The organism is Mycobacterium sp. Soil_C_30 (assembly GCF_057656995.1).
Map to the genome: position 1 here is coordinate 21,800 of NZ_JBDGJH010000003.1, position 20,944 is coordinate 42,743.

21 protein-coding genes and 2 pseudogenes are annotated in these 20,944 nt (G+C 64.5%); 10 read left to right on the plus strand and 13 right to left on the minus strand.

All coding sequences use genetic code 11. The features are described from left to right. Positions 1-45 precede the first annotated feature (45 nt). Positions 46-894, minus strand: a complete 849-nt coding sequence (locus tag AC3A6P_RS05755; RefSeq protein ID WP_487689452.1) for an ABC transporter permease — start codon at positions 892-894, stop codon at positions 46-48. Then, positions 887-1,627, minus strand: a complete 741-nt coding sequence (locus AC3A6P_RS05760) for an ABC transporter ATP-binding protein (RefSeq protein ID WP_487689454.1) — start codon at positions 1,625-1,627, stop codon at positions 887-889. Before AC3A6P_RS05760 ends, AC3A6P_RS05755 begins: the two co-directional genes overlap by 8 nt. 344 nt (positions 1,628-1,971) lie before the next feature. Between AC3A6P_RS05760 and AC3A6P_RS05765 the strand changes: the two genes are divergently transcribed. Further along, the gene (locus tag AC3A6P_RS05765) at positions 1,972-2,535 is read left to right on the plus strand and encodes a cysteine hydrolase family protein (RefSeq protein ID WP_487689456.1); all 564 of its coding nucleotides are present in this window, start codon (positions 1,972-1,974) and stop codon (positions 2,533-2,535) included. A gap of 165 nt (positions 2,536-2,700) precedes the next feature. Next, positions 2,701-3,105, plus strand: a pseudogene (panD, locus tag AC3A6P_RS05770) (aspartate 1-decarboxylase). 977 nt (positions 3,106-4,082) lie between these two features. Here the strand turns inward: panD and AC3A6P_RS05775 are convergent. Then, on the minus strand, positions 4,083-5,186 hold the full coding sequence (locus AC3A6P_RS05775) for an alpha/beta hydrolase (protein WP_487689458.1): 1,104 nt from the start codon (positions 5,184-5,186) through the stop codon (positions 4,083-4,085). Between the two features lie 127 nt (positions 5,187-5,313). On the opposite strand from AC3A6P_RS05775, the gene AC3A6P_RS05780 reads away from it, so the two are divergent. Next, positions 5,314-6,207, plus strand: a complete 894-nt coding sequence (locus tag AC3A6P_RS05780; RefSeq protein ID WP_487689461.1) for a helix-turn-helix transcriptional regulator — start codon at positions 5,314-5,316, stop codon at positions 6,205-6,207. A 62-nt stretch (positions 6,208-6,269) separates the two neighbouring features. Next, entirely contained in the window at positions 6,270-7,115 is an 846-nt protein-coding gene (locus tag AC3A6P_RS05785; RefSeq protein WP_487689464.1) for an SDR family oxidoreductase, read from the plus strand. Positions 7,116-7,507: 392 nt separating this feature from the next. On the opposite strand, the gene AC3A6P_RS05790 is transcribed toward AC3A6P_RS05785, so the two are convergent. Further along, complete coding sequence (locus tag AC3A6P_RS05790; RefSeq protein WP_487689467.1) at positions 7,508-8,452, minus strand: aldo/keto reductase; 945 nt, start codon at positions 8,450-8,452, stop codon at positions 7,508-7,510. Positions 8,453-8,533: 81 nt separating this feature from the next. Here AC3A6P_RS05790 and AC3A6P_RS05795 point away from each other — a divergent pair, with 81 nt between their 5' ends. Further along, on the plus strand, positions 8,534-9,085 hold the full coding sequence (locus tag AC3A6P_RS05795) for a TetR/AcrR family transcriptional regulator (protein WP_487689469.1): 552 nt from the start codon (positions 8,534-8,536) through the stop codon (positions 9,083-9,085). A gap of 132 nt (positions 9,086-9,217) precedes the next feature. On the opposite strand, the gene AC3A6P_RS05800 is transcribed toward AC3A6P_RS05795, so the two are convergent. Next, positions 9,218-9,847, minus strand: a complete 630-nt coding sequence (locus tag AC3A6P_RS05800) for a TetR/AcrR family transcriptional regulator (protein ID WP_487689472.1) — start codon at positions 9,845-9,847, stop codon at positions 9,218-9,220. Positions 9,848-10,188: 341 nt separating this feature from the next. Here AC3A6P_RS05800 and AC3A6P_RS05805 point away from each other — a divergent pair, with 341 nt between their 5' ends. Then, the gene (locus AC3A6P_RS05805) at positions 10,189-10,602 is read left to right on the plus strand and encodes a TIGR03618 family F420-dependent PPOX class oxidoreductase (RefSeq protein ID WP_487689475.1); all 414 of its coding nucleotides are present in this window, start codon (positions 10,189-10,191) and stop codon (positions 10,600-10,602) included. A gap of 344 nt (positions 10,603-10,946) precedes the next feature. On the opposite strand, the gene AC3A6P_RS05810 is transcribed toward AC3A6P_RS05805, so the two are convergent. Continuing rightward, a complete protein-coding gene (locus AC3A6P_RS05810; protein WP_487689478.1) occupies positions 10,947-11,474 on the minus strand; it encodes a TetR/AcrR family transcriptional regulator in 528 nt (175 codons plus the stop codon). Between the two features lie 82 nt (positions 11,475-11,556). Between AC3A6P_RS05810 and AC3A6P_RS05815 the strand changes: the two genes are divergently transcribed. Beyond that, on the plus strand, positions 11,557-12,603 hold the full coding sequence (locus tag AC3A6P_RS05815; RefSeq protein ID WP_487689481.1) for an aldo/keto reductase: 1,047 nt from the start codon (positions 11,557-11,559) through the stop codon (positions 12,601-12,603). 177 nt (positions 12,604-12,780) lie between these two features. Here the strand turns inward: AC3A6P_RS05815 and AC3A6P_RS05820 are convergent. From AC3A6P_RS05820 to AC3A6P_RS05845, 6 genes and pseudogenes are all read right to left on the minus strand, one after another. Next, positions 12,781-12,969, minus strand: a pseudogene (locus AC3A6P_RS05820) (TetR/AcrR family transcriptional regulator C-terminal ligand-binding domain-containing protein); the annotation flags it as partial. Between the two features lie 30 nt (positions 12,970-12,999). Beyond that, positions 13,000-13,185, minus strand: a complete 186-nt coding sequence (locus AC3A6P_RS05825; RefSeq protein WP_487689484.1) for a hypothetical protein — start codon at positions 13,183-13,185, stop codon at positions 13,000-13,002. Between the two features lie 150 nt (positions 13,186-13,335). Next, complete coding sequence (locus tag AC3A6P_RS05830; RefSeq protein ID WP_487689487.1) at positions 13,336-14,187, minus strand: SDR family oxidoreductase; 852 nt, start codon at positions 14,185-14,187, stop codon at positions 13,336-13,338. 48 nt (positions 14,188-14,235) lie between these two features. Beyond that, positions 14,236-14,712 carry a nuclear transport factor 2 family protein gene (locus AC3A6P_RS05835; RefSeq protein WP_487689490.1) on the minus strand — a complete coding sequence of 159 codons (477 nt, stop codon included), beginning with the start codon at positions 14,710-14,712 and terminating at the stop codon, positions 14,236-14,238. A 55-nt stretch (positions 14,713-14,767) separates the two neighbouring features. Beyond that, a complete protein-coding gene (locus AC3A6P_RS05840) occupies positions 14,768-15,472 on the minus strand; it encodes a GOLPH3/VPS74 family protein (protein WP_487689493.1) in 705 nt (234 codons plus the stop codon). Positions 15,473-15,503: 31 nt separating this feature from the next. Next, positions 15,504-16,247 (minus strand): SDR family NAD(P)-dependent oxidoreductase, encoded by a 744-nt coding sequence (locus AC3A6P_RS05845; protein ID WP_487690572.1) that lies wholly within the window; start codon positions 16,245-16,247, stop codon positions 15,504-15,506. Positions 16,248-16,344: 97 nt separating this feature from the next. Between AC3A6P_RS05845 and AC3A6P_RS05850 the strand changes: the two genes are divergently transcribed. The 3 genes from AC3A6P_RS05850 (at position 16,345) to AC3A6P_RS05860 (ending at position 20,043) form a co-directional block, all read left to right on the plus strand. Beyond that, the gene (locus AC3A6P_RS05850) at positions 16,345-17,004 is read left to right on the plus strand and encodes a TetR/AcrR family transcriptional regulator (RefSeq protein WP_487689497.1); all 660 of its coding nucleotides are present in this window, start codon (positions 16,345-16,347) and stop codon (positions 17,002-17,004) included. Between the two features lie 257 nt (positions 17,005-17,261). Next, on the plus strand, positions 17,262-17,519 hold the full coding sequence (locus AC3A6P_RS05855) for a hypothetical protein (protein WP_487689500.1): 258 nt from the start codon (positions 17,262-17,264) through the stop codon (positions 17,517-17,519). 292 nt (positions 17,520-17,811) lie between these two features. Next, positions 17,812-20,043 (plus strand): S9 family peptidase, encoded by a 2,232-nt coding sequence (locus AC3A6P_RS05860; protein WP_487690574.1) that lies wholly within the window; start codon positions 17,812-17,814, stop codon positions 20,041-20,043. Here the strand turns inward: AC3A6P_RS05860 and AC3A6P_RS05865 are convergent. After that, positions 20,001-20,762, minus strand: a complete 762-nt coding sequence (locus AC3A6P_RS05865; protein WP_487689502.1) for a helix-turn-helix domain-containing protein — start codon at positions 20,760-20,762, stop codon at positions 20,001-20,003. The two genes, AC3A6P_RS05860 and AC3A6P_RS05865, sit on opposite strands and share 43 nt — an antisense overlap. Positions 20,763-20,944: the final 182 nt, after the last annotated feature.

Genomic DNA, 20,944 nt, shown 5'->3' on the forward strand with positions numbered 1-20,944 from the left:
TCGCTGTACTGCGACGGTACATAGTGTTTCCCTTTCGTGGAGTGATCACACCGCTGTGGTTGTGCCCCAGCCCGCGAGGCTCTTTTCGAGTAGTCGGAGAAGTTGGTCGATGACCATGCCGAGGATGGCGACGACCACCAGGTAAGCGAAAACGGTTGTGGTGTCGAACAATCCGGATGCTCTGGCGAGGCGAAGTCCGAGTCCACGTTCAGAGATGATGAGCTCGCCGACGACGGCACCCATGAGAGCGAAGCCCATGCCGACCCGGGTGCCGGCCAGCACCCATGGGATCGACGCGGGCAAGCTGACTTTGCGGAAGACGAACCAGTCCCCGCCGCCCATCATTTTCACCTGGTTGATGAGCCGCTTGTCGACATTAACCAAGCCAGAGTAGGTGTTAAGCAGCATCACGAAGTAGCACAGGGAGACCACCAGGGCGATCTTGGAGGCTGGGCCAATACCGAACCAGATGATGAACAGCGGCGCCAAGGCCAGTCGAGGGGTGCTGTAGAGCGCGAGAATGTACGGGTCAACGATTTTCTGGATGATCGGCACCTGGTAGAACAGGCAGGCCGTCGCGATCCCTGCTACCGCGCTGATACCAAAGCCGAGCAGCGTGTTCTGCATGGTGAACGCGATGTCGCTGTACAGCTCGCTGGTAAACACGAGTTCGGAGAGTCGGCTGATGACGGCGGTCGGTTCGCTGACGTAGAACGGGTCGATGATGCCGAGCTCAACCCCGCCCTGCCAGATCGCCAAGGCGCCGACGAGGAACAGGAGCCGGTAGGCAAATAGCCGGAGCGCGGGGACGACGGTGCGCCTTTTACGGGCGTTGCCGACGGCTGCATCGGCGTCCGGCTGCGGTCGTTGCGCGGTGAGTGTGTCGTCAGGCATGGGCTTCTTCTCCGGCCATAAGTTTGTGCAGAATCTCGTCGTAGAGTTCGCGGTACTCGGGGCGTTTCATCACCTGGGCCAAATCGCCGCGCGGACGTTCGATATCGACCTTGTAGTCCTCGACGATGCGCCCGGGCCGGGCGCTGAACATCAAGATGCGATCCGACAGCAACACAGCCTCGCCGGGATCGTGGGTGACAAAGAGCACCGTCTTAGGATCCATCTCCCACACCCGCAGCAACTCTTGCTGCATCACGATCTTGGTCAACGCATCCAAGGCGCCGAAAGGCTCATCCATCAAGATGATCTCCGGGGTCTGTGCCAACAAACGTGCGAACTGCACCCGCTTGCGCATCCCGCCGGACAGCTCACTGGGACGACGGTCCTCAAACCCTTTCAGCCCCACCAACTCCAGCAGTCGCTGCGCCTCTGACTTGTCGACCTTGTGGCGAACCTGCATCGGCAGCAGGACGTTGTTGAGCGCAGTCGCCCACGGCAGGAGCGTGTCCTCCTGAAACATGTAGCCGGCGCGCCCGTTAATGGACGTCAAGATCGACCCTCCGACCGCGATCGAACCCGAGGCAGTCTTCACCAACCCCGCGACGGCGTTCAGGAACGTCGATTTTCCGCAACCGCTGGGGCCCAGCAGGGAGACGAACTGGCCCGGCTCGATGGTCACCGAGACATCGCTGAGCACATTGAGGTCGCTGTCCCCTTTGCCGGGGAACACCACGTTTACCCCCTCTGCGACCACCCCCACTGTGCCGGACGGGGCCCTCCCATCGGTCGCCCGTCCGCGGGACGTCGAAGATGCTCCTGCCCGCACTGGGGGCAGGGTTGTCGTACTAGACCGGCTCACAGCTTCCCTCGCTTCTCTGCCATCGGGGCAATCGTGCGCATGATTCTCCTAATCGAAGCACGTGGCCTACGTCACGTCAACTAGCTGACTGTGGTGCCCCGTCGGGGCTCGGCGCAGGCACCCGACTGAGATTGGCCTGGCGTGCGTTCACGACCACCGTCGCGGTCCTTTAGGTTGGTCGGGCCGAACATTACGTCCGAGGACCAAATTGAGGAGCCATGATCACCGCACGGGACGCAGGCCGAAAAGCATTGCTGCTGATGGACTTCATGCCAGCTGTTGTCCCGTCTTACGGAGGGGACGAGCGCCTCCTGCAGCGGATTAGCGAGGCCGGTGAGGTCGCTCGCCGCCGCGGCATCGACGTGGTGCATGTCCGTGTCCAGTTCCCGCGCGGATCGGCCGAGGTGGCATCAACCAACCGGGTCTTCGCGACGGCGGCCGACGGGCTTTTAAACACTGACATGACCCGTGTACATACGATGGTCGCGACGGCGCCCGACGATTTCGTGGTCACCAAGAAGCGCGTCAGCGCCTTCGCAGGCAGCGATCTTGACCTGTTGTTGCGGGCCCGCCATATTGAGACCGTGGTCCTCGCCGGAGTGGCCACCTCTGGAGTCGTGCTATCGACGGTGCGGCAGGCGGCTGATCTCGACTACCGGATCGTGGTGCTCTCTGACGGCTGCGCCGATCGCGACCCAGACGTCCACAGCACGCTCATGGACAAGGTCTTCCCCACTCAGTGCGACGTCATATCGATCACGGACTGGTCCAGTGGTCTCTAGTCTGCGTCTTCGCGCGGTGGCGCCAGGGGAGCGTTCGCCCACGGTCGGCCGCACATCTCCGGAACTCCGCGAACATTCCACCCCGAGGAATGGAACGCCGGCGGCGGTGTTCTGTACCTCGGTCACAGATGAACACAACGGATGACCAACACTGGAAAGGCCCGAATGAATCGGACAATGCTGGCCGGGAAAATACACCGAGCAACGGTGACGCAAGCCGACCTGAACTAAGTCGGATCCATCACCATCGCCCACGACCTGATGCAGGCAGCAGACATCATCGACGGTGAGCAGGTGGATGTTGTCGACGTCACCACTGGCGCACTGGTCACTTACGCTATCGCCGGAACTGCCAGCAGTGGTGTCATCGGGATCAACGGCGCCGCAGCGCATCTGATCTCGCCGGGCAACTTGGTGAACTTCATGTCGTTCCTGCATGTCGATGAAGCAGAGCGCGACGCTCACCGGGCACGCGTGGTCCATGTCGATGCAGACAACCGCATCGTTGCATTGGGCTCAGATCCATCCGAGCCGGTACCCGGCGGGAGAAACCAAGTCGCGGGAGCATGAGACCGTAACTAGTGCTCGGAGGCGCTACGTGCGTCGCGGTCGAAGTGCCGCGTCAGGAGTCACTCTGCAGGACGGAAATCTCGTTCGGTAGAGCGCGGCATGCAGCGCACGCAAGTAGCGGCTAGGCGTGTGCGCTATCAATTCCGTTGAACCACAAGTAGTTCAGGACATGCGTTAAGCACCGGATAGTACGTCACGTGACGATACGCTGCGTTGGTAGCTGATCCCACAGGGCAGGGCAGAAAAGTGCGAAATTTGCCTCGCAGGCGTAGTGGACACGAACTTGAGAATTTTCGGCATGGACATCACGTGAGAATGCTGCGATTCGCGCAGTTCAGCGACTGACGAGTGGACACGGAACTTGAGAAGCCACAGGGGCGTGAGAGCGCCCCTCAGCCAGTTCTTCTGCTGCGAAACGGCGCAGTTGTCCTAGTAAGTCGTCGTCAAGGAATCTAAGAAAGTCGAGCACAACTCGGCGCTTCGGGATTCTCTGAGCTGATGTCGGTAATCGAGTCCCGCTTGCACGCCGCTACTACCTCGGCGCGGACGTGGCCGCGGGATGCCGTCCATCTTCGTTCGCACAGATGCAGCGGAAAGCATCTCGAAAACGGCAGTCGGCCTGAACTCCGGTGCCTAGCGCCAAAGTAACCGGGTGTTGCAATCGTTCCTAGGGTTGAATGGTGAGCCGTCGCGGTGCTAAACGGTGCTGCGGGCTAGCGGTGGGGCTCGCGCTCGCGTGAGCGGTCAGAAGCGTGGTGGTGCGCAGTAACGGCTCGATTGCGCTGCTGGTACCGGTGGCGAGTGCAACGGGTACGTTCGAGACCAATCCCATCGGATCCGTCCTTTCCTCACGAGTTGATGTGAATGAAATGTGTTGTGGGACGACTGACGTGACGATTCGAGTTGATACGTGGGCTAGGCCTGGCAAGGGGATAGCGCGTCCTTGCCAGGCCGCCAGCGAACCCGGTATGCGCGTTCTAGAGGGTGTTGGTGAAGAACGGTGCGAGATGCGCCATCGACTGATCGACGCCGGGGCCGTCGTAGAGGTCCATGTGGGTGGCGCCGGGGATGATAGCGAGTTCCTTCTGAGTGGAGGCGGCCCTGGCATAGAGCTCTTCGCTGTGCCACCGCGAGCCGGCGTCGCTGCCGGCCACGGCCAGCAGGGGTTGGGTCAGAAGCGTGTCGATGCGGTCGAAGCCGTTGAACCCTGCGCCGAAGATCTGGGCCGACAGCAGAGCCTTATTGGGCGCGTTGGGGTGCTGGCCGCGCGGGGTGAGGTAGTAGTCGGCGGCTTCTTGCAGGTCCAGCGGTGCGGTGGTGTCACCGACCTCGGGGACGTAGCGCACGTAAACCGGTTCGGCGCCGGCGGCTTCGGCGGTGCGTTGGTCGGCTGCCACTTGCATGTCCGCTTGCTGGTCGGCTGCCGAGATGTTCTGGTCACCGTTCCAGCCCCTTGCCGCCGTCGCGCCGGTATCGACAGCGCTGACGGTCGCGACAGCCTTGATGCGCGGGTCGGTGGTGGAGGCCTTGACGGTGACGCCGCCGCCGGCGCAGATGCCGAGGATGCCGATGTTGGCATCGTCGACATACGGCAGGGTCGTCACGTAGTCGACGGCGCTGTAGATGTCGCCGACGCGGTTCATCGGGTTGTCCACAAAGCGGGGCATCCCGCCACTGGCACCCTGGTACGACGCGTCGAAGGCCAGGGTGACGAAGCCCTGATCGGCCAGACGCTGCGCGTAGACGCCCGCGGTCTGCTCCTTGACGCCGCCGCCGGGGTGCACGACCACGATGGTCGGGTAGGCCCGGTTGGCGTCGAAGTCGGCGGGGACAAAGACGTTGCCCGCCATGGTGATGTCGCCGTTCTTGAACTCGACGGCCTGCATCGAGGTCTGCCCAGCAACCGAGGCCGGAAGATCACTGGGATTGAACGGCGCACCGCTGGTGCTGCTGGACGGCGCGGCGGCGGTGCTGTCACCGGTGCTGGATGAGCACGCGACGAGCGTGACGGCGGCGGCCGTTCCGACGAGCAGGGCCGACGTCCTCTTCAGGATGCTGCTTCTCGGGCTGATGGTGTCCACGGTCTTCTCGTTTCGCTGGGGGGTGATGACTCAAGGAAACCGGTGTCCCCGCGGCGGCAACAGGACCTGTCTAGCCATGTAATGACAGACCACCCCTACCGGCGGCGATCGGTCGTAGCCTGAGCTGATGTCCAGCCACGACGACGTTCGCGAGTTCCTGGCCAGTCGTCGCGCCAAGATCACCCCGCAGCAGGCGGGTCTGGCCAGCTACGGTCGCCGTCGCGTGCCGGGGCTGCGCCGCGAAGAGGTCGCCATGCTCGCCGGCGTGAGCACCGATTACTACGCCCGCCTGGAGCGCGGCAACCTCGTCGGGGTGTCCGACAGCGTGCTGGACGCGATCGCCCGCGCCCTGCGCCTCGATGACGCCGAAACGGCCCACCTGTATGACCTGACCCGCGCAGCCAACACCGCACCCAAGGCCGCCCGCCGCAAGACACCCGCACAGCAGCAGATCCGCCCCAGTGTGCAGCGCATCCTGGACGGCATGTCCGATGTCGCGGCGATCGTCATGAACGGACGCCTCGACCTGCTGGCCACCAGCACCCTCGGCGCCGCGCTGTACTCCCCGGTCTACGACGACGCGACGCGACCGGCGAACCTGGCCCGGTTCTGCTTCTTCGACCCCCAGGCCAGGGCGCTGTACCCGCACTGGGACGAGGCAGCCAACACAACCGTGGCGATGCTGCGCACCGAAGCCGGCCGCCACCCCTATGACCGCGACTTGTCCGATCTGATCGGTGAGTTATCTACCCGCAGTGACACATTCCGCGACCGCTGGGCCAACCACAACGTGCGACTGCACCGCACCGGCGCCAAGGAATACAACCATCCCGTGGTCGGCCGGCTCACTCTGGAGTTCGACGTCATGGACCTCTCGGCCGATGACGGACTGGCTCTGACCGCCTTCACCGCCGCCGATCCAGCATCACGGGACGGGTTGAAGCTCCTGGCGAGCTGGGCCGCGACGCTCAATCACGACGATCAGCAGTCGGTGGTCCAGAAGAACCGCAACACAACGTAATTCGCGAAGCAATAATCGACATCGCGACGGCCCACGGGGTCTCCGCGGAAGGGAACATGCTCATGAGCAAGGTCATCATCGTCACCGGCGCCGGACGGGGCTTAGGCACCGACATCGCCCGCGCGGCACTGGCGGCCGGTCACCAGGTCGTCGCTACGGGCCGTCGACCCGAAGAGGTGGAAAAGACGCTCGGAGGTCCGCAGGACAACCTGCTCACCGTCACCCTCGACATCACAAATCCCGAAGACGCGCTGACAGCGGTGCAGGCCGCCGTCGAACGTTTCGGTCGGATCGACGTCCTGATCAACAACGCAGGAAACTTCTACGCCGGCTTCTTCGAGGAGATTTCCCCGGAGCACCTACGCCAGCAGATCGAGACCAACCTGTTCGGACCCATGAACGTCACCCGCGCCGTGCTTCCCATCCTGCGCCAGCAGCGAGGTGGCCACATTCTTACGATCTCCTCCCTGGCCGGTCTCATCGGCCAAGAGTTCTGTGCCGCCTACGCGGCATCCAAGTTCGGCCTCGAAGGATGGATGGAATCACTACATTTCGACTTGGCGCCGTTCAACATTCACACCACGATCGTCGAGCCCGGCTTCTTCCGCACCGAACTGCTGGTGGATTCCTCCACCACTTGGCCCGAACTGTCCATCGAGGACTACGCCCCCCGTACCGCCGAGATGATTGCAACTTGGAAGAGCCATAACGGCGCCCAGCCGGGCGACCCCGCCAAGCTCGCCAAGGCACTGCTCACGCTCGTCGAGCAAGACGAACCGCCGCTGCGCTTCGTCGCCGGCGCCGACGCCATCGAGGCAACCGAAGGAAAGGCCGAGGAGCTGCTCGTCCAGGCACGAGCCTCTCGCGATCTCGGCGCCAACCTCACATACGACGACGCCAACGTCTGAATCGCCGAAATCCGGCGGCAGGATGTGCCGCTGGGGTTCGACGGGGTGTGCCGCATCCACATGGTTGGCCGTGTGAACATTGGACCCGAACGTGAGACAAATCCCGGTGGACACGACACGAGATGCTGCGAGTCGCCGCAGTTCAGTGCGCCGCGAGTGGACACGAACCTTGAGAAGTCACAACTGCGTCGCGTCGATTGGCGCAAGACCTCCCCGAAGTGCTTACCGGTCATTGGGCGGCCACGGCCACTAGCACGCACAGGGGAGGCCCGAGCGGCACGGCGTCCTCGGTTACCGAAGTCAAGTGCGCCGCCTGAACGGTTATGTGGGCGCGCTGGATCGATATGTGCACCAGTGAACTGGGGCTGGATTACCGGGAAAGGGGATGGGGTTCAGTTCTTTTGGAAAGCGTCCATGCCCGTGGCGCCGAGCAGCGGGTCCGTTGACGGGTTGTAAGCGCAGTCGAGCCGGGCCAGCGCCTCCTCGTCCAGCACGACGTCGCCTGCGCCGACATTCTCCTCGAGGTGGCCCACCGAACGGGTGCCCGCGATCAGCAAGGTATTCGGCGTGTGGGCGAGCAACCAGGCCAGGCCGACCTGGGATGGCGTGGCGCCGATCTCATCCGCGATGGCAAGCGCCACTGGGTCGGCGGACACCTTGGGGAAGCCAGGAAAGGACGACCCGAGCGGGAAGTACGGTACCCACGCGATGCCCTCGTTGACACAGACGTTCAGCAGATCTTCCTGTGATCGGTTGAGCAGGCCATAGGAGTTCTGCACGCAGACGATGCCCGCCGGGAGCGCGCGCCGAAGAACATCGAGGGGGATGTTGCTGATGCCGATCGCGCCGATCTTGCCCTCGTCGCGGAGGGTGACCATCTCGGCGAGTTGGTCGTCGAGGTCTACGATTTGGTCACCCTCGGCCTGCAAGCCTGGGCCCAGGTCGAGGCGTCGCAGGTTGACCACCGGGATCTGGTCGAGACCCAGTTGGGCGAGGTCGGCTTCGACAGCGGCGCGCAACTCAGCGGGTTTCTGTGCGGCGGCCAGCGGGATCGCGCCGCCGTCGGCGACGCTGCGGGCGCCGACCTTGCTGACGATGACGACTTCGTCGGGGTAGGGCGCGAGCGCCATGCGTATGCGGCGATTGACCTCCCCGTCGGCATAGAAGGATGCGGTGTCAATGTGGTTCACACCGAGTTCGATCGCGCGACGAAGGAGGGCCACTGCCACTTCGGTGGACGTCGACTGCGGCTCTAGTTGCATGGCTCCGTAGCCAATTCGGGCCACCTCGAATCGGCCAATCCGGCCTAGCCCACCCGGGTGGGATGCTTCCATCATGGCGCTCCTTGATGCGATACTGGAATCATACGGAGGGACCTCCGTTTAGTTGACCGTAGCAGAAACGGAGGGCCCTCCGCTATGGCGCCACTGCGTGCGGATGCGCACCGTAACCGCGAGCGGATTCTCGCCGCAGCGACCGCGGCGTTCGCTGCCGCGGATGGCGCCCCCGTTTCTCTCGAGGCAGTCGCCCGCGACGCCGGTGTCGGGATAGGAACGCTGTATCGACACTTCCCGAACCGAGAGGCACTCGTCGCGGCCGTGTACCAGGCCGAGTTGGCCGAGGTCTCTGCGTCAGCCGGCCTGCTGCTGCAGCGCCATCCCCCCCTGGTCGCATTGCGCCGATGGATGGATCGCTACGCGGCGTTCGTCGCCGCAAAGCAGGGGATGGCCGAGTCGCTCGGTGCCATCTTCGCCTCCGGTACGGTCGACGTCGGCGATACGAGGACGAGCATCGTCGGGGCGGTCGAGGCCCTGCTGCGTGCGGGCGCCCAGGACGGCAGCCTGCGCGCCGACGTCATCGCCGATGACGTCGTGGCGAGCCTCATCGGAATCGCCATCGCGAGCGGTTCCGCCGCGCAGGCGAACCGAATGCGGCACCTTCTGATCGACGGTCTGGTGGCAGCGCGGTAGCGACGGTACCGATCGCATGAATGTCGTCGTGCACAAGCGGCCAAACGCCGCCCGCACCGCGCGCGAGAAGTTCACGGTTTCAATCGGTTTCGGTCTCTAGGTTCATCCGCTCACGCAAGTAGGCGATTCATACTATGCCGTGAGTGCGCGAAGCAGGAGCGTGACTACGATGTCGACCTCTTCTTGAAGCGCAGTGTCGGGTTCCCGCACCCATCTGAAGACGGCGCCCTGCACGACATCACTGAGTGCGCGCGCCATTACGGCGGCGTCCACGGTTTGACCGATCCGCCCGTGGTCTTGACCGTTCTTGAGGACTGGAGACAGGTCATCCAACAGTTGTGACTCATAGAGGACCGGCCCGAGCGCGGCGGTCCAGCCCCGCATCATCTGTCGACTCAGCTCCGGTTCAGATTCCATCGCCTGGCTGATCACCCGGAAATAGTCTCGAATGATCTCTGAAACGTCCTCGATGCGAGCGTTCGTCACTTCCTCGACGGCGATATCGGCCATCTGCCTGACCCACAGCATCGGGATGTCGCCCTTGTTGGGAAAGTAGTTGAACGCCGTCCTGCGGGAGGTGCCGGCCTCCGCAGCGATGTCAGCCATGGTCGTGTTCTCATACCCCTGAGTTACGAAAAGCTTTGCAGCGGCCTCGAACAGGGCTCTTCTCGTATTCACAACTCGCCGGTTCGGCGGAGGCGACGGCGGTCCAGGATGCACGTCCTTGACCACCTCCCTCGGTCGCCTTGCCCCAAATTGCACTCGGGTGCATACTAGTCACGGAGTCGGTTGCACTCAAGTGCAAGGTGTCGGATAAGGGAGAGCTGGGATGAAGCCAATGTCCGCATCTGACGTTCACTGGCCCTGATCCGAATTCGCTTGGGCGACACACACCCTCACCACGGGTGGCGCCGCCAGTTCGGCGGCCTGATCGTCTAGCTCGGCACTGCTAGACGCCCAGCATCAATGGGCCCGGCACCTCGAGCGCGAGGACTCAAACGTACAGGAATACCCCGCATACGCAGTGCTGAGCTGGCCGACGACGTGCCGCTTCGTCGGTACTGGCTGCTCGGCAGCCACGTGACAGGAAAGGTGAACACCGCGTGAAACTTGAAGAATCCGCTCGCGCACTCATAGGCCGCGGGGCTGACGCGACACTCGTCACCCTCAATCCCGATGGCAGCCCACAGGTTTCAGTGGTCTGGGTGGCGTTGCGCTCGACACCTGAAGGTGACGAACTGGTCGCCGCCCATCTCAACGAGTACCGCAAGACGCGCAACATCCGCCGCGATGGGCGGGTCGCCGTCACCATCCTCGCTCCGAAAATTGACGGACAGGCGACGCCGTACCTGTCGATCACCGGTTCGGCGCGCGTTGTCGAGGGCGGGGCCCCTGAACTGTCCGTCGAACTGGCTGAGGCGATGCTCGGGACGAGCGAGCACTTCCCTCCGCCGAATGCGCCAGCCGGGTTCGTTACGCACATCCGGGTCGAGAAGGTCGGCGGCAGTCTCGTCTAATAACCTGTTGCACGGCGGCCTTCGACTTCAAGAAAGAGATGCGGAAGGCCTGCTCCAAGGCCGCAGAACAACGGGGCCACATGGGCGGGTTGCGCCTTCGCTGACCACTGGACATGAACGTGAGAATTCTCGGTGTGGACATCGGGTGAGAACGCCGCCGACGATGCAGGTCAGGGAAACGACTGTGGACATGAAACTTGAGAAGCCACAACTGCGAGATGCAGTGGAGAGTGACAAGCGTGTAGCCGTTGTTAAACAACACGGTCAGTGGGCCTGACTATCAGAGGTGCAAAACAGCACGTAAGCTCGGTTTAGGCGCCTTCTACCGGCAGGCGAACGGCGACCTATCCGCGCACGATGGACATGAGCGCCCTCGCGAACGGGGCGGGGTCCACGTCACCTCGAACTGCCAATTGCTGGCTGTATGCGGCGCAGACCGCCACGAACGCCTCGGCGATCTCCTCGGACTGATCGTCGGATCTACCTGGAAGCAGATCGACGACAGCGTCGCGCATCGCGGAAATCTGTTGCGCAACAATCGTTGCCAACGCCGGAGACAACGCTGCCTCGGCGTAGATCTGGGCGACCAGCCGCGCATGACCCTGGTGGCGGGCCAACGCCCGGATGTGCTCGAGAAAGCCGTTCACCGCCTCGGCGGTGAGCGCGGTTGGGAAGGCGCCAGATGCTTGTTCGCACACGGCGCGGATGATGTCGTCCTTGCCGCTGAAGTACCGATAGATCGCACCGGTCGAGAGCCCGGACTCGGCGACGATGTCGGCCAGCGATGCGCCGGCGAAGCCGTCGGCGGCGAATCGAATGCGGGCGGCGTCCACGATCTGCTGACGCCGCGCGTCGAGATGGGACTGCGTCACCTTCGGCATGAAAAAGAACAACCCCTCGTTTTATTTGGTACCGTCGCCAGCGTACCCCGCCCGGCGACCCTCAGGAGTGTGCATGCGCTACCAAACCTTTGGACGACGAACCGGGCTGCGAGTCTCGGAGTACGCCTTGGGCACCGCCAACTTCGGCACGTCTGACGCCAGTATCGGGAAAGTAGCCGCGCGCAACGTCTTCGAGACCTTCGTGGCGGCCGGCGGCACCACGTTCGACACCTCCAACATCTACCAGGACGGTCAAGCCGAGACCGTGCTCGGCGAACTGCTCGGCAGCGGCCGCGACGACTTCGTGGTGATCACGAAGTACAGCGGGACCAGGCAGGAGCGTGCCCTACCCGTCACCACCGGAAACGGCCGCAAGTCAATGATTCGATCCCTCGAGGGGAGCTTGCGCCGCCTGAACACCGACTACGTGGACGTGTTCATGCCGCACTTCCCCGACGAGGTCACCCCGATCGAGGAAATCCTGTTGGGGTTCGAAGACCTGACTCGGTCCGGCAAGATCCTGCACGGGGCGCTGTCCAACTTCCCGGCGTGGCGGGTGGCCGAGGCCGCGGTCTGGACGGATTTGCGCGGCCTGAGCCCGCTGGTCGGCATCGAGACCCAGTACAGCCTCGCCGAACGCAGCGCCGAGCGGGAACTTCTGCCGATGGCATCGGCGCACGGTCTCGGCGTGCTCCTCTATTCCCCGCTTGCCGGGGGACTGCTCAGCGGAAAGTATCGGCGTGGGGAGACGGGGCGGTTGAGCGGTCGGGGTGACGCCGCCGAGGACACCGCCCAGCAGACCGTCGTGGTGGACACGGTGCTGGCGATCGCTGCCGAGACCGACAGCACCGCGGTCCAGGTGTCGTTGGCATGGCTGCGTCGCCGGGCCACTGTCGCGCACACGGCTCTCGTCCCCATCGTCGGACCACGCTCCGTGGAGCACCTGCAGGAGTACCTGCGGTCACTGGAGCTGGAACTCGACGACGAGCACTACCGGCGCCTGGACGAGGTCAGCTTGCCACGGTTGGGCACTCCGCACGACGACGTCGCGAACGCCCTGCGCAACGGACTCGACGGCAACCGGACGCTATTCGCCAGTCCACCAGTCACCGTCGTCTGATCGAGGCACGTTGCCGAAGCCGGCTCGCACGAGCCGGTCTGACGGCTTGACACGACGGCTCCGTGCCGCACATCAGCCGTGAGTATCACGACCGGAGTTCGGGCTCGGCAGACCTGCGTGGCGTGACGGTTGGACCCCGGCCCGCCGCGCGGTTGCAGGCGCGCGAGATCCTCGGTCTCACGTGGCGATGATGGCTCGGATCGCCATCCTCGCGACGGTGTGCGCGGCCTCGCGCGGCAAGGGTGCCTCGCCGTTGAACAGTCGAAACACCACGGCCCCGAACAACACATCGATGGAGAGGTCGGGATCGAGGCCAGGTCGGAGCTGTCCGTTCGCCATACCCTCGCGCACCAGTTCAATGGCGGCGCGTCGCCGCTCCGGCGAAGAACCTCTCCTTCAGCACGTCAGCCCCCGACGCTCCCCGGTGGCCGCCGCCATCAACTGAGCGATCACGCGACCACGGGGCGTGGCGTAGAAGTCGGCGAGCCGAACGATCTGGCTCGTCAGGTCCGCGACCACGTCACCGGTCAGAGGCGTCGGCACCGCGTCGCTCACCTTCTGGCCGTAGGCGTCGGCTGCCACGTCGAGACCGCCGGTTCAGTGCTTGTAGATGGTGGCTTTGCTAACCCCGGAGCGCCTGGCGACCTCCGCCCGTTTGTTGTCGGGTGAACGCCGATGGGCGTGGTTGGCCGTCGCAGCCGCCCGGTATCTCCGGCCTGGCCGACGAGAAGCTCAGCGGCCGAAGCTGACCGACTCAGCCACCGCGCGCTGATCCTCCAAGGCAGCCAGACGGCCAGTCAGTGCCGCGTGTACGGCGTCGTAAGAATCATCGCCAAGGGTCAGACGCAGCGGCGGGTCGGTCTGACGGGTGGTCTGAAAGACCACGGCGGCGATCTTGTCCGGGTCGCCGGTCAAGGCGTTCGCGCCGGCGTCCTGAAGCTGGCGTCTGACCTGATCCACCGGAGTTCCGCGATAAACGCCCAACTCCGAAGCGAATGTCAAGTTATCTTTGAAACCCGTTCGCGTACCGCCAGGTTCGACCAACGTCAAGTGAACGTCGAATACGGACACTTCCTGATTGACGCTCTCGGTGAATCCCTCCAGACCCCACTTCGCGGCGTGGTAGGAGCTGTGCGTGGGAATGGCGACCTGACCGCCCATGCTGGAGATCTGAATGATCCTGCCGCCACCTTGCTCGCGCATCGGCGCCAGAAGCGCGCGCGTGATGAGCAGCGGCGCCATCAGCATGACGTCCAGTTGCCCACGGATCTGCTCCACGCTCATCTCCTCCGCAGCGCCGACCACGGCAAAACCAGCGTTGTTGACCGCCACGTCCACCGGATCAGTGGCAATCAGCCGGTGGATCACATAGTCGACGTCGTCGAGCCGGGTGAGATCGAGAACCCGCTCACTCAGGCGACCGCTGAACTCCTCGGCCAGGTCGCTTAGCGCGCCGGCGCGACGCACGGTCGCGGTGACCCGATCTCCCTGCCGTAACACGTGTTCGACGAGACGACGCCCCAGACCCCCCGACCCTCCGGTGACTAACCAGTGGCGGACGTCCTTATCAGCGATTCCCGGCATCGATACTCCTCAGATTTCGTTCAAGCGGGGGTATGGCGCGTCGCGCGTCTACACCTCGAAGGTTTCAGCGCCTGGCACGGCGTCGATGGTCCAGGTGCCGGATGTGCGGAACGTGAGTGCCGTCGCGAATGTGTCCTCCATGTACTGGAAGTACCGGATCTTGCCGTCGCTGACCTTGGCCAGCACGGCGCAGGGTGAGGTCACCGCCTTGCCAAGTGTTACCGATCGCAGGGTGAAGCGTCCGAAGAGCGCCACCTTGTCACCGTCGACCAGGGTGTCCAACGGCGTGAAGTCTTCGAGCCGCCACTGCGTGCTGACACCGCGAAAGTTGTCGACGAAGGCCGACTTCCCGTGGTTGGTGCCGGCCCACGGCATGATCTCGTGCAGGCCCGGGTCGGGGTCGAAGGTCAGCGACACGTATGTGGCGTCGTCGGCCACCAATCGCTCGGTAACCTCCGCGATTTTGTCAGGATCGAAGGCGCCGTCGAGGAATTCGGTCAACACCGTCAAAGGGTCGGGAGTCATTGGAGTGGAAGGTCCTTCCTTAGCACAGCGTTGCGGGGGCGTGGTCGGAGGTGTGTCATTGCGGTCGGGGCGCCGTGGTCGCGACGATGACGCTGTTGATGACGATCGCGGTCATCGTGCGTGTCACCGCCTCACCGGCCGCCGCTGCGCCGAAATTGCCGCGTCCGAGTTCCTCCGCGCGGGCGATGACAGCAGAGTTCCAGGGAATCGCCGGATGAAACTGCGGCAGTGCGCCACTTCCCCAGAGCAGGGCGGCAAGCGCGGCGACACGCGGTGTGGGCGTAGCGTGTTCGACGAGTACCGCACGGACATTGTTCATGAGATCGGCGCGTCGCTTGGTTCCGCCGTCGATCAGGGTGGTGATCGTGAACAGGCCCAGTGCCTTGCGCTTCTCCTCGCGGACATCGCCGCGAGCGATCAGACGCTCCAATACGGGCCGCCGCAGCGTCGGACCGACCGCGGCAAGGACGGCTTGAACTGCGCGCGGTCGTTCGGACACGTACTCCCAGGCCGAGTGGAACAGTTCGTCTGACGGTCGGTCCCGTTCTGCCGCGGCCACGGTCACGGTGCCATTGCGTTCCGTCGTGGCCGCGATGTCATCGCCGAGTGCCATGTCGGCGAGCACCGCTGCGCCGAGTACGTAATACAGGGTGGTCTCCCCGGCGATGGTTCCTGACTCCGGCTGGAACAGCAGCAGGAGTAGGTCCTCGGCCAGAGTGGGCGGGTTCGACTCTGCGGGCGGTTGCGCGGTGTCGGTCACTTATCTGGCACTCCTTTCGGCGCTCAACGGGTCAGAACTGACTGACGCCACCGTCGACGTAGACCTCTGAGCCCGTCATGAAGGAGCTTCCGTCGGAGGCCAAAAAGGTGATGACATTGCCGATCTCCTCTGGGCGCGCACGGCGCTTCATGGGCACGGTGGAGGTCAAATCGGCCAGCGCGGCGTCGGCCCCGGTGAAGAGGCCGGCCAGGCCCGGTGTCTCGGTGAGACCCGGAGCGACGACGTTGACGCGGATCTTGCGGTCGACGAGTTCTGCGGCCCAGCTGCGCGCCAGGGACCGGATCGCGGCCTTGGACGCGGCATACACGCTCGCCCCGGGAGCCGCCTTCACGTCGCCGTTGGAGCCGCACAGGATGATCGACGCGCCCTCGCGCAGCAGCGGAAGGGCGGCCTGCACCGCGAAGATCACCCCGCCGACGTTGGTGTCGAAGATCTTCCTGTGGTGTTCCCACGTGAGACCGCCCAACGTCGCAAACTCGCTGATTCCCGCATTAGCGAAAACGATGTCAAGCCGCCGTCCCGTGGCTTCGATGGTGGCCGCGACACGGTCGAGATCGGCCTGCTCGGTCACGTCGGCGCGAATGGCCTGGGCCTGAGCTGGGCCGATGCTGAAAACGGCGTCGTCGAGGGCGTCTTGGCGGCGCCCGACCAGGAAGACGTAGGCCCCCTGCTTCGCGAGCGCCCGTGCTGCGGCCAGGCCAATCCCGGATGTAGCTCCGGTGACGAGTGCGGTCTTTCCGGTCAGGTCCGACATGAAGCCCTCCAGTTTTGTACCAATCGGTTGCAGCACGACCATACCAGTTTTGTACCGATAGGTAGGAGGGCGGGGATCCGGCGATAGAATGGCCCGCATGGGTGCAGAGCAACGGCACGCGGGAGGCCGGCCGCGCTCGTTCGACGAGGGCCGGGCGCTCGATGGGGCCATCGACGTTTTCTGGCGTCTCGGTTACGAAGGCGCGTCCTTGGCCGAACTCACCGAGGCGATGGGCATCAACAAGCCGAGTATGTATGCCGTGTTCGGCAGCAAAGAGGAACTGTTCGTCCATGCCCTAAAGCGTTACGGCCAGCGCTACCACGAACATCTGCGTCAGGTGCTCTCGAAACCCCGTGCCTACGACATCCTCGATTCGTACTTGCGTGACACCGCGAAGGCTGTGCGTGCCGGGAATGCGCTGGGATGTCTGTCCATTCAAGGCGGCATTTCCTGCGGGCCGAATAACGCGCGCATACCGCAGCTGCTCGCCGAGTATCGCCACGGGATCGAAGAAGCGATCGCCAAAGCCCTTGCGGCGGCTGACGATGCGCCAAACAGCGACACTGAGGCGCTGGCCAGATTCGCCGTGACCATCGGACAAGGGCTTGCGGTGGATGCTGCCGCCGGAGTGCCGCAGGCCAAGCTCGACGCCGCCGTCGACGTGGCTCTTGCCGGCCTGGCGATGTTACTGGTCTCAAATCTGCGAACCGACGACGCGGACGGCCGCTCACGCCGACGACCTGCGACCAAGTCATGAATACGCCAACAGCAGTGGCATCGGCCCCGACGCAGAATCTCCGCGGTCACCCGCGCCGGTGACTCGGTTCCGTTGTGCAACAGCGGGTCACGTCTACCGTTGCAGGCTTGGGTCATCTGCGAATAGAAGGTCTGCCTGGGATTGGCTCTAGGTCGCTACGCCGTCGCCAAGGAGCTAGAGGGCGCGGTGGTTGGAGCTGGGGCTCCACGCCGATGGTGGGGAGCCGTCTTGTCGCGCACTGGACTGCTGTCAACGACTTGATCGACGACGGCCTACTCAACCACAGCCTGCGCATGATCGAGAAGACACACGTGGTGCGATCGACATCGGGCACGCTCGCATACACGCGAACCACTCGCACTGCTGCGGACGGGTTTTCGTTCACCGAGTCGTACCTCGTCGAGGGCATGGGTCATGCATGGCCCGGTCCGTCCGGCGAGGGCCGATTCACCGACCACGCGGGCCCTGACGCCAGCACTATCGCGTGGGACTTTGCCAAACGTCATTCGATCTAGTGCGCCGGTGCAACAAAGCTAGGCCCGCCGGAAACGGCGCGTCCGAGGAAGATTGTCGCCAGCGGACGGGTACTCAGGCGCTCAGCGAATACTTTGTGGGCCAGAGAGTCTTAGTTCGGCTGAAGGCAGGTCGAGATCATCCGCGCCGGCAGGCGCATCGGCGCTCCTGTGCGACTGGTAGTCGCCCAGGATGTTTGGTGATTGACTGTGCCCCTAGGTCCGGGTGTTGCATGGACCCGTGAGACACGACACCAGGACGCTGACCGAGTCGGACTACGCACGCGCCGAGCAGATGCTTGCCCCCTACCGGGCAAGGAAGGTGCCTGGCAGTGCGCTGCAACCTCAGTGGCTTCCCGGCGGCGCGGACTTCTGGTACCAGGTGGGCGGGCGCTACGTCATCGTCGCCCCCGACGAAGGCAGCAGGCGGCCCGCATTCGACCACGACCGCCTGGCTGCCGCGCTGTCAGTGCAGACCAAACAGGCGGCGGTCGGCGCTGATCTTCCGATCGCGGGTGTGGAGGTCTGCGACGACGGCACGGCGAGGTTCACAGCGTTCGGAACCGCCTGGGAGTGGTCCGACGACACGGGCCTCCAGGCCGACCGCCGAACGCCCCGCGCCCCCGGCGAGGTGCCCTCCCCAGATGGGCAGTGGATCGCATTCCGCCGAGACGGCAACATCTGGGTTCGACGGACTGCAGGACAGCAGCAAGGGGATTCGCCGCGCACAGAGGACGGCGAGCAGGAGTTCGCGCTCACCGACGATGCCGAATCGCAGTTCGACTACGGCGGGCTGCCCGACGCCACCGGAGCTACAGCCCTGACCCGACTCCTCGGACTGCCCCCCCTGTCCTTCTTTCACTGGTCACCAGACTCAACGCGGATCTTGGTGCAACGCATCGATCAACGCCATCTGCCGGAACTGGTGCTGGTGGAGTCGACACCCGCCGACGGCGGCAGGCCTGTCGAACACCGCACGCGCTATACGATGCCGGGCGAGGACGCGGCGGCGACGATGACGTGGAACGTGCTGGACGTGCACCAGCGCACTGTTGTCCGCCAGCAGGACCCGCCCAGCCCGATCATGCACAACACAGCGCTGGTCTACGCGTGGTGGACCCGAGAATCGGGGGACTCGGTGCACTTCCTGCAGCACTCCCGCGACGCCCGCACACTGCAATTGCGCCGCCTCGACCCGGCTACGGGAAAGACCACCACGCTGATCACCGAGACGGGCGAGACGAGGGTCGACCCTGCCGTGCAGCTCGGTGATCCGCCGCTGGTGCACGTGTGCGAGTCCGGGGAGATCGTTTGGTGGTCGCAGCGCGACGGATGGGGGCACCTCTACCTGTACTCGGCCGATGGCCTGCACGCCACCCAGATAACGCAGGGGCAGTGGCTGGTTCGCTCCCTGCTGTGGGCCGACGAGGATCGTAGGCAGGTCTTCTTCGTCGCAGGCGGTCTCGTCGCCGACGACCCGTACACCCGCCAGATCTGCCGCATCAACTTCGACGGAACCGGGTTCACCCGGCTCACCGAGGACGACCTCGACCACGACGCAGTCAGCCCGCCTCGGGGCGGCTACATCGTCGACCGGGCGTCTTCGCCGAGCCTGCCGCCGCAATCCGCCGTCCTCGATACCGAAGGCAATATCGTGGTCCAGCTGGAGACGCCAAACACCGCGGCCCTCGAAGCGCTGGGCTGGAACCCACCTGAGCGCTTCCGCACCACCGCCGCCGACGGCAAGACACCGATCTACGGTCTGCTTTGGCGCCCACACGACTTCGACCCGCAGGAGCGCTACCCGATTGTCGAGCACATCTATCCCGGTCCGCAGGTCCACCGCGCGGGCCCGTCGTTCGACCCGCCGCATCAGGGAGAGCCGGAGGCATTCGCGGCGCTTGGCTTCGCCGTCGTCGCGATCGATGGCCGCGGAACCGCTGCGCGCAGCAAAGCCTTCCATGATCACTCCTACGGCGACCTCGGCAACGCCGGCGCCCTTGACGATCACGTCGCCGCCATTCGTGAACTGGGACATCGGCATCGGTGGCTCGACACCAGCCGGGTAGGCATCACCGGTCAGTCCGCAGGCGGCTTCGCCGCCGCCCGCGCCGTGCTGGTAAATCCTGCGGCCTATCACGTGGCCGTCGCGACGTCCGGGAACCACGACAACAACATCAACCTGGCGATGTGGGCCGAGCACTACCACGGCGACCTCACTGAGGACGGGCGCAAGGCGATTTCGAACGCAACCGTCGCCGACAACCTGACGGGCAAGCTGCTGCTGATCCACGGCGAACTCGACGACAATGCCCACCCCTACATGACGATGCGGCTCGTCGATGCGCTCATCAAAGCGGATAAGGACTTCGACCTCATCATGATCCCCGGCGCCGAGCACGCATTGATTGGCCGTCAGCATTACTTCCTGCGCCGCACTTGGGACTACTTCGTCCGGCACTTGCACGGCAGCGAGCCGCCGACCTACCGCCTCGCGCCCTTGCCGTTGCCGGCCGTTGGTGCGTGACCCCGCACGATCTCCCTCGCCCGGCGCAGCACGTCCAGCTGCGCCGGGTTGTACAGCTCGAGCATCGCCTGGTCGATCGCTCTGTCGGCGAATCGTTTTCCACGCGGGGCGTCGTCACGCGATTCGATGAGTGAGGGGTGCGCGTCCCTCACCGCCATGATGTAGGGGGCAAGCCGCTCGGCGAGACGCTGCCGGGTCGCGTCATCAGCGCCGGCGTGCAGGGTGTCCAATTCCTTCGCGGCGGGATCGTCGGGGGTTTCGCGGATCATGTCCGCATAGGCTTGCCGACCGCTTGGCCCCAGCACCCGGCTCAGCACGACCACGAGCTTGCGATCAGGGTCCGTCATACTCGCAGCGGTCTCCGGCGCCACGAAATCCGGCGGCAGGTCGGTCGGAGCCGAGTGCTTGAGAAGATCGGCCAGGTCGTCACGTGCCCGCTGCAGCCGCACCATCGTCGCCGCCAGTTCAGCGTCGAGTGCACGCAGGGCGTCCGCCGGATGATGGTCGCGTTCGCCCATCGCAGCGATCTGCGGTAGGGAGAACCCGAGATCGGTCAGCCGCCTGATACGTACCAGCCGCACGAGGTGCTCGACGCCGTACTGCTTGTAACCGTTGCTGCGACGCTTCGGCTCGGGCAGCAGGCCGACCTGATGGTAATGCCGGACCGAGCGAAGGCTGGTGCCCGCCAGCTCGGCCAGTTCGCGAGTGCTCCATGCCACGACTCCATCCTGGCGCACTCACCAAACGTGGCTTGTCTCTGATGACTCGTTTGGCGTGAAAGCTGCTGCACACCGCGATTGGCGTTCTGGGGCCGATGTCGGCGGATCACACGCTCGCGGGCGTTCTTGGCGCAATCGGCGACCTACCTACCCCAGACGAGACTCGGAAGGCAGTTGCACTG

Coding starts and splice junctions, on each gene's coding strand:
- AC3A6P_RS05755 (WP_487689452.1), bottom strand. CDS start 894: ATGCCTGACGACACACTCACCGCGCAACGACCGCAGCCGGACGCCGAT.
- AC3A6P_RS05765 (WP_487689456.1), top strand. CDS start 1,972: ATGATCACCGCACGGGACGCAGGCCGAAAAGCATTGCTGCTGATGGAC.
- AC3A6P_RS05780 (WP_487689461.1), top strand. CDS start 5,314: ATGTCCAGCCACGACGACGTTCGCGAGTTCCTGGCCAGTCGTCGCGCC.
- AC3A6P_RS05785 (WP_487689464.1), top strand. CDS start 6,270: ATGAGCAAGGTCATCATCGTCACCGGCGCCGGACGGGGCTTAGGCACC.
- AC3A6P_RS05790 (WP_487689467.1), bottom strand. CDS start 8,452: ATGATGGAAGCATCCCACCCGGGTGGGCTAGGCCGGATTGGCCGATTC.
- AC3A6P_RS05795 (WP_487689469.1), top strand. CDS start 8,534: ATGGCGCCACTGCGTGCGGATGCGCACCGTAACCGCGAGCGGATTCTC.
- AC3A6P_RS05815 (WP_487689481.1), top strand. CDS start 11,557: ATGCGCTACCAAACCTTTGGACGACGAACCGGGCTGCGAGTCTCGGAG.
- AC3A6P_RS05830 (WP_487689487.1), bottom strand. CDS start 14,187: ATGCCGGGAATCGCTGATAAGGACGTCCGCCACTGGTTAGTCACCGGA.
- AC3A6P_RS05835 (WP_487689490.1), bottom strand. CDS start 14,712: ATGACTCCCGACCCTTTGACGGTGTTGACCGAATTCCTCGACGGCGCC.
- AC3A6P_RS05845 (WP_487690572.1), bottom strand. CDS start 16,247: ATGTCGGACCTGACCGGAAAGACCGCACTCGTCACCGGAGCTACATCC.
- AC3A6P_RS05850 (WP_487689497.1), top strand. CDS start 16,345: ATGGGTGCAGAGCAACGGCACGCGGGAGGCCGGCCGCGCTCGTTCGAC.
- AC3A6P_RS05860 (WP_487690574.1), top strand. CDS start 17,812: ATGCTTGCCCCCTACCGGGCAAGGAAGGTGCCTGGCAGTGCGCTGCAA.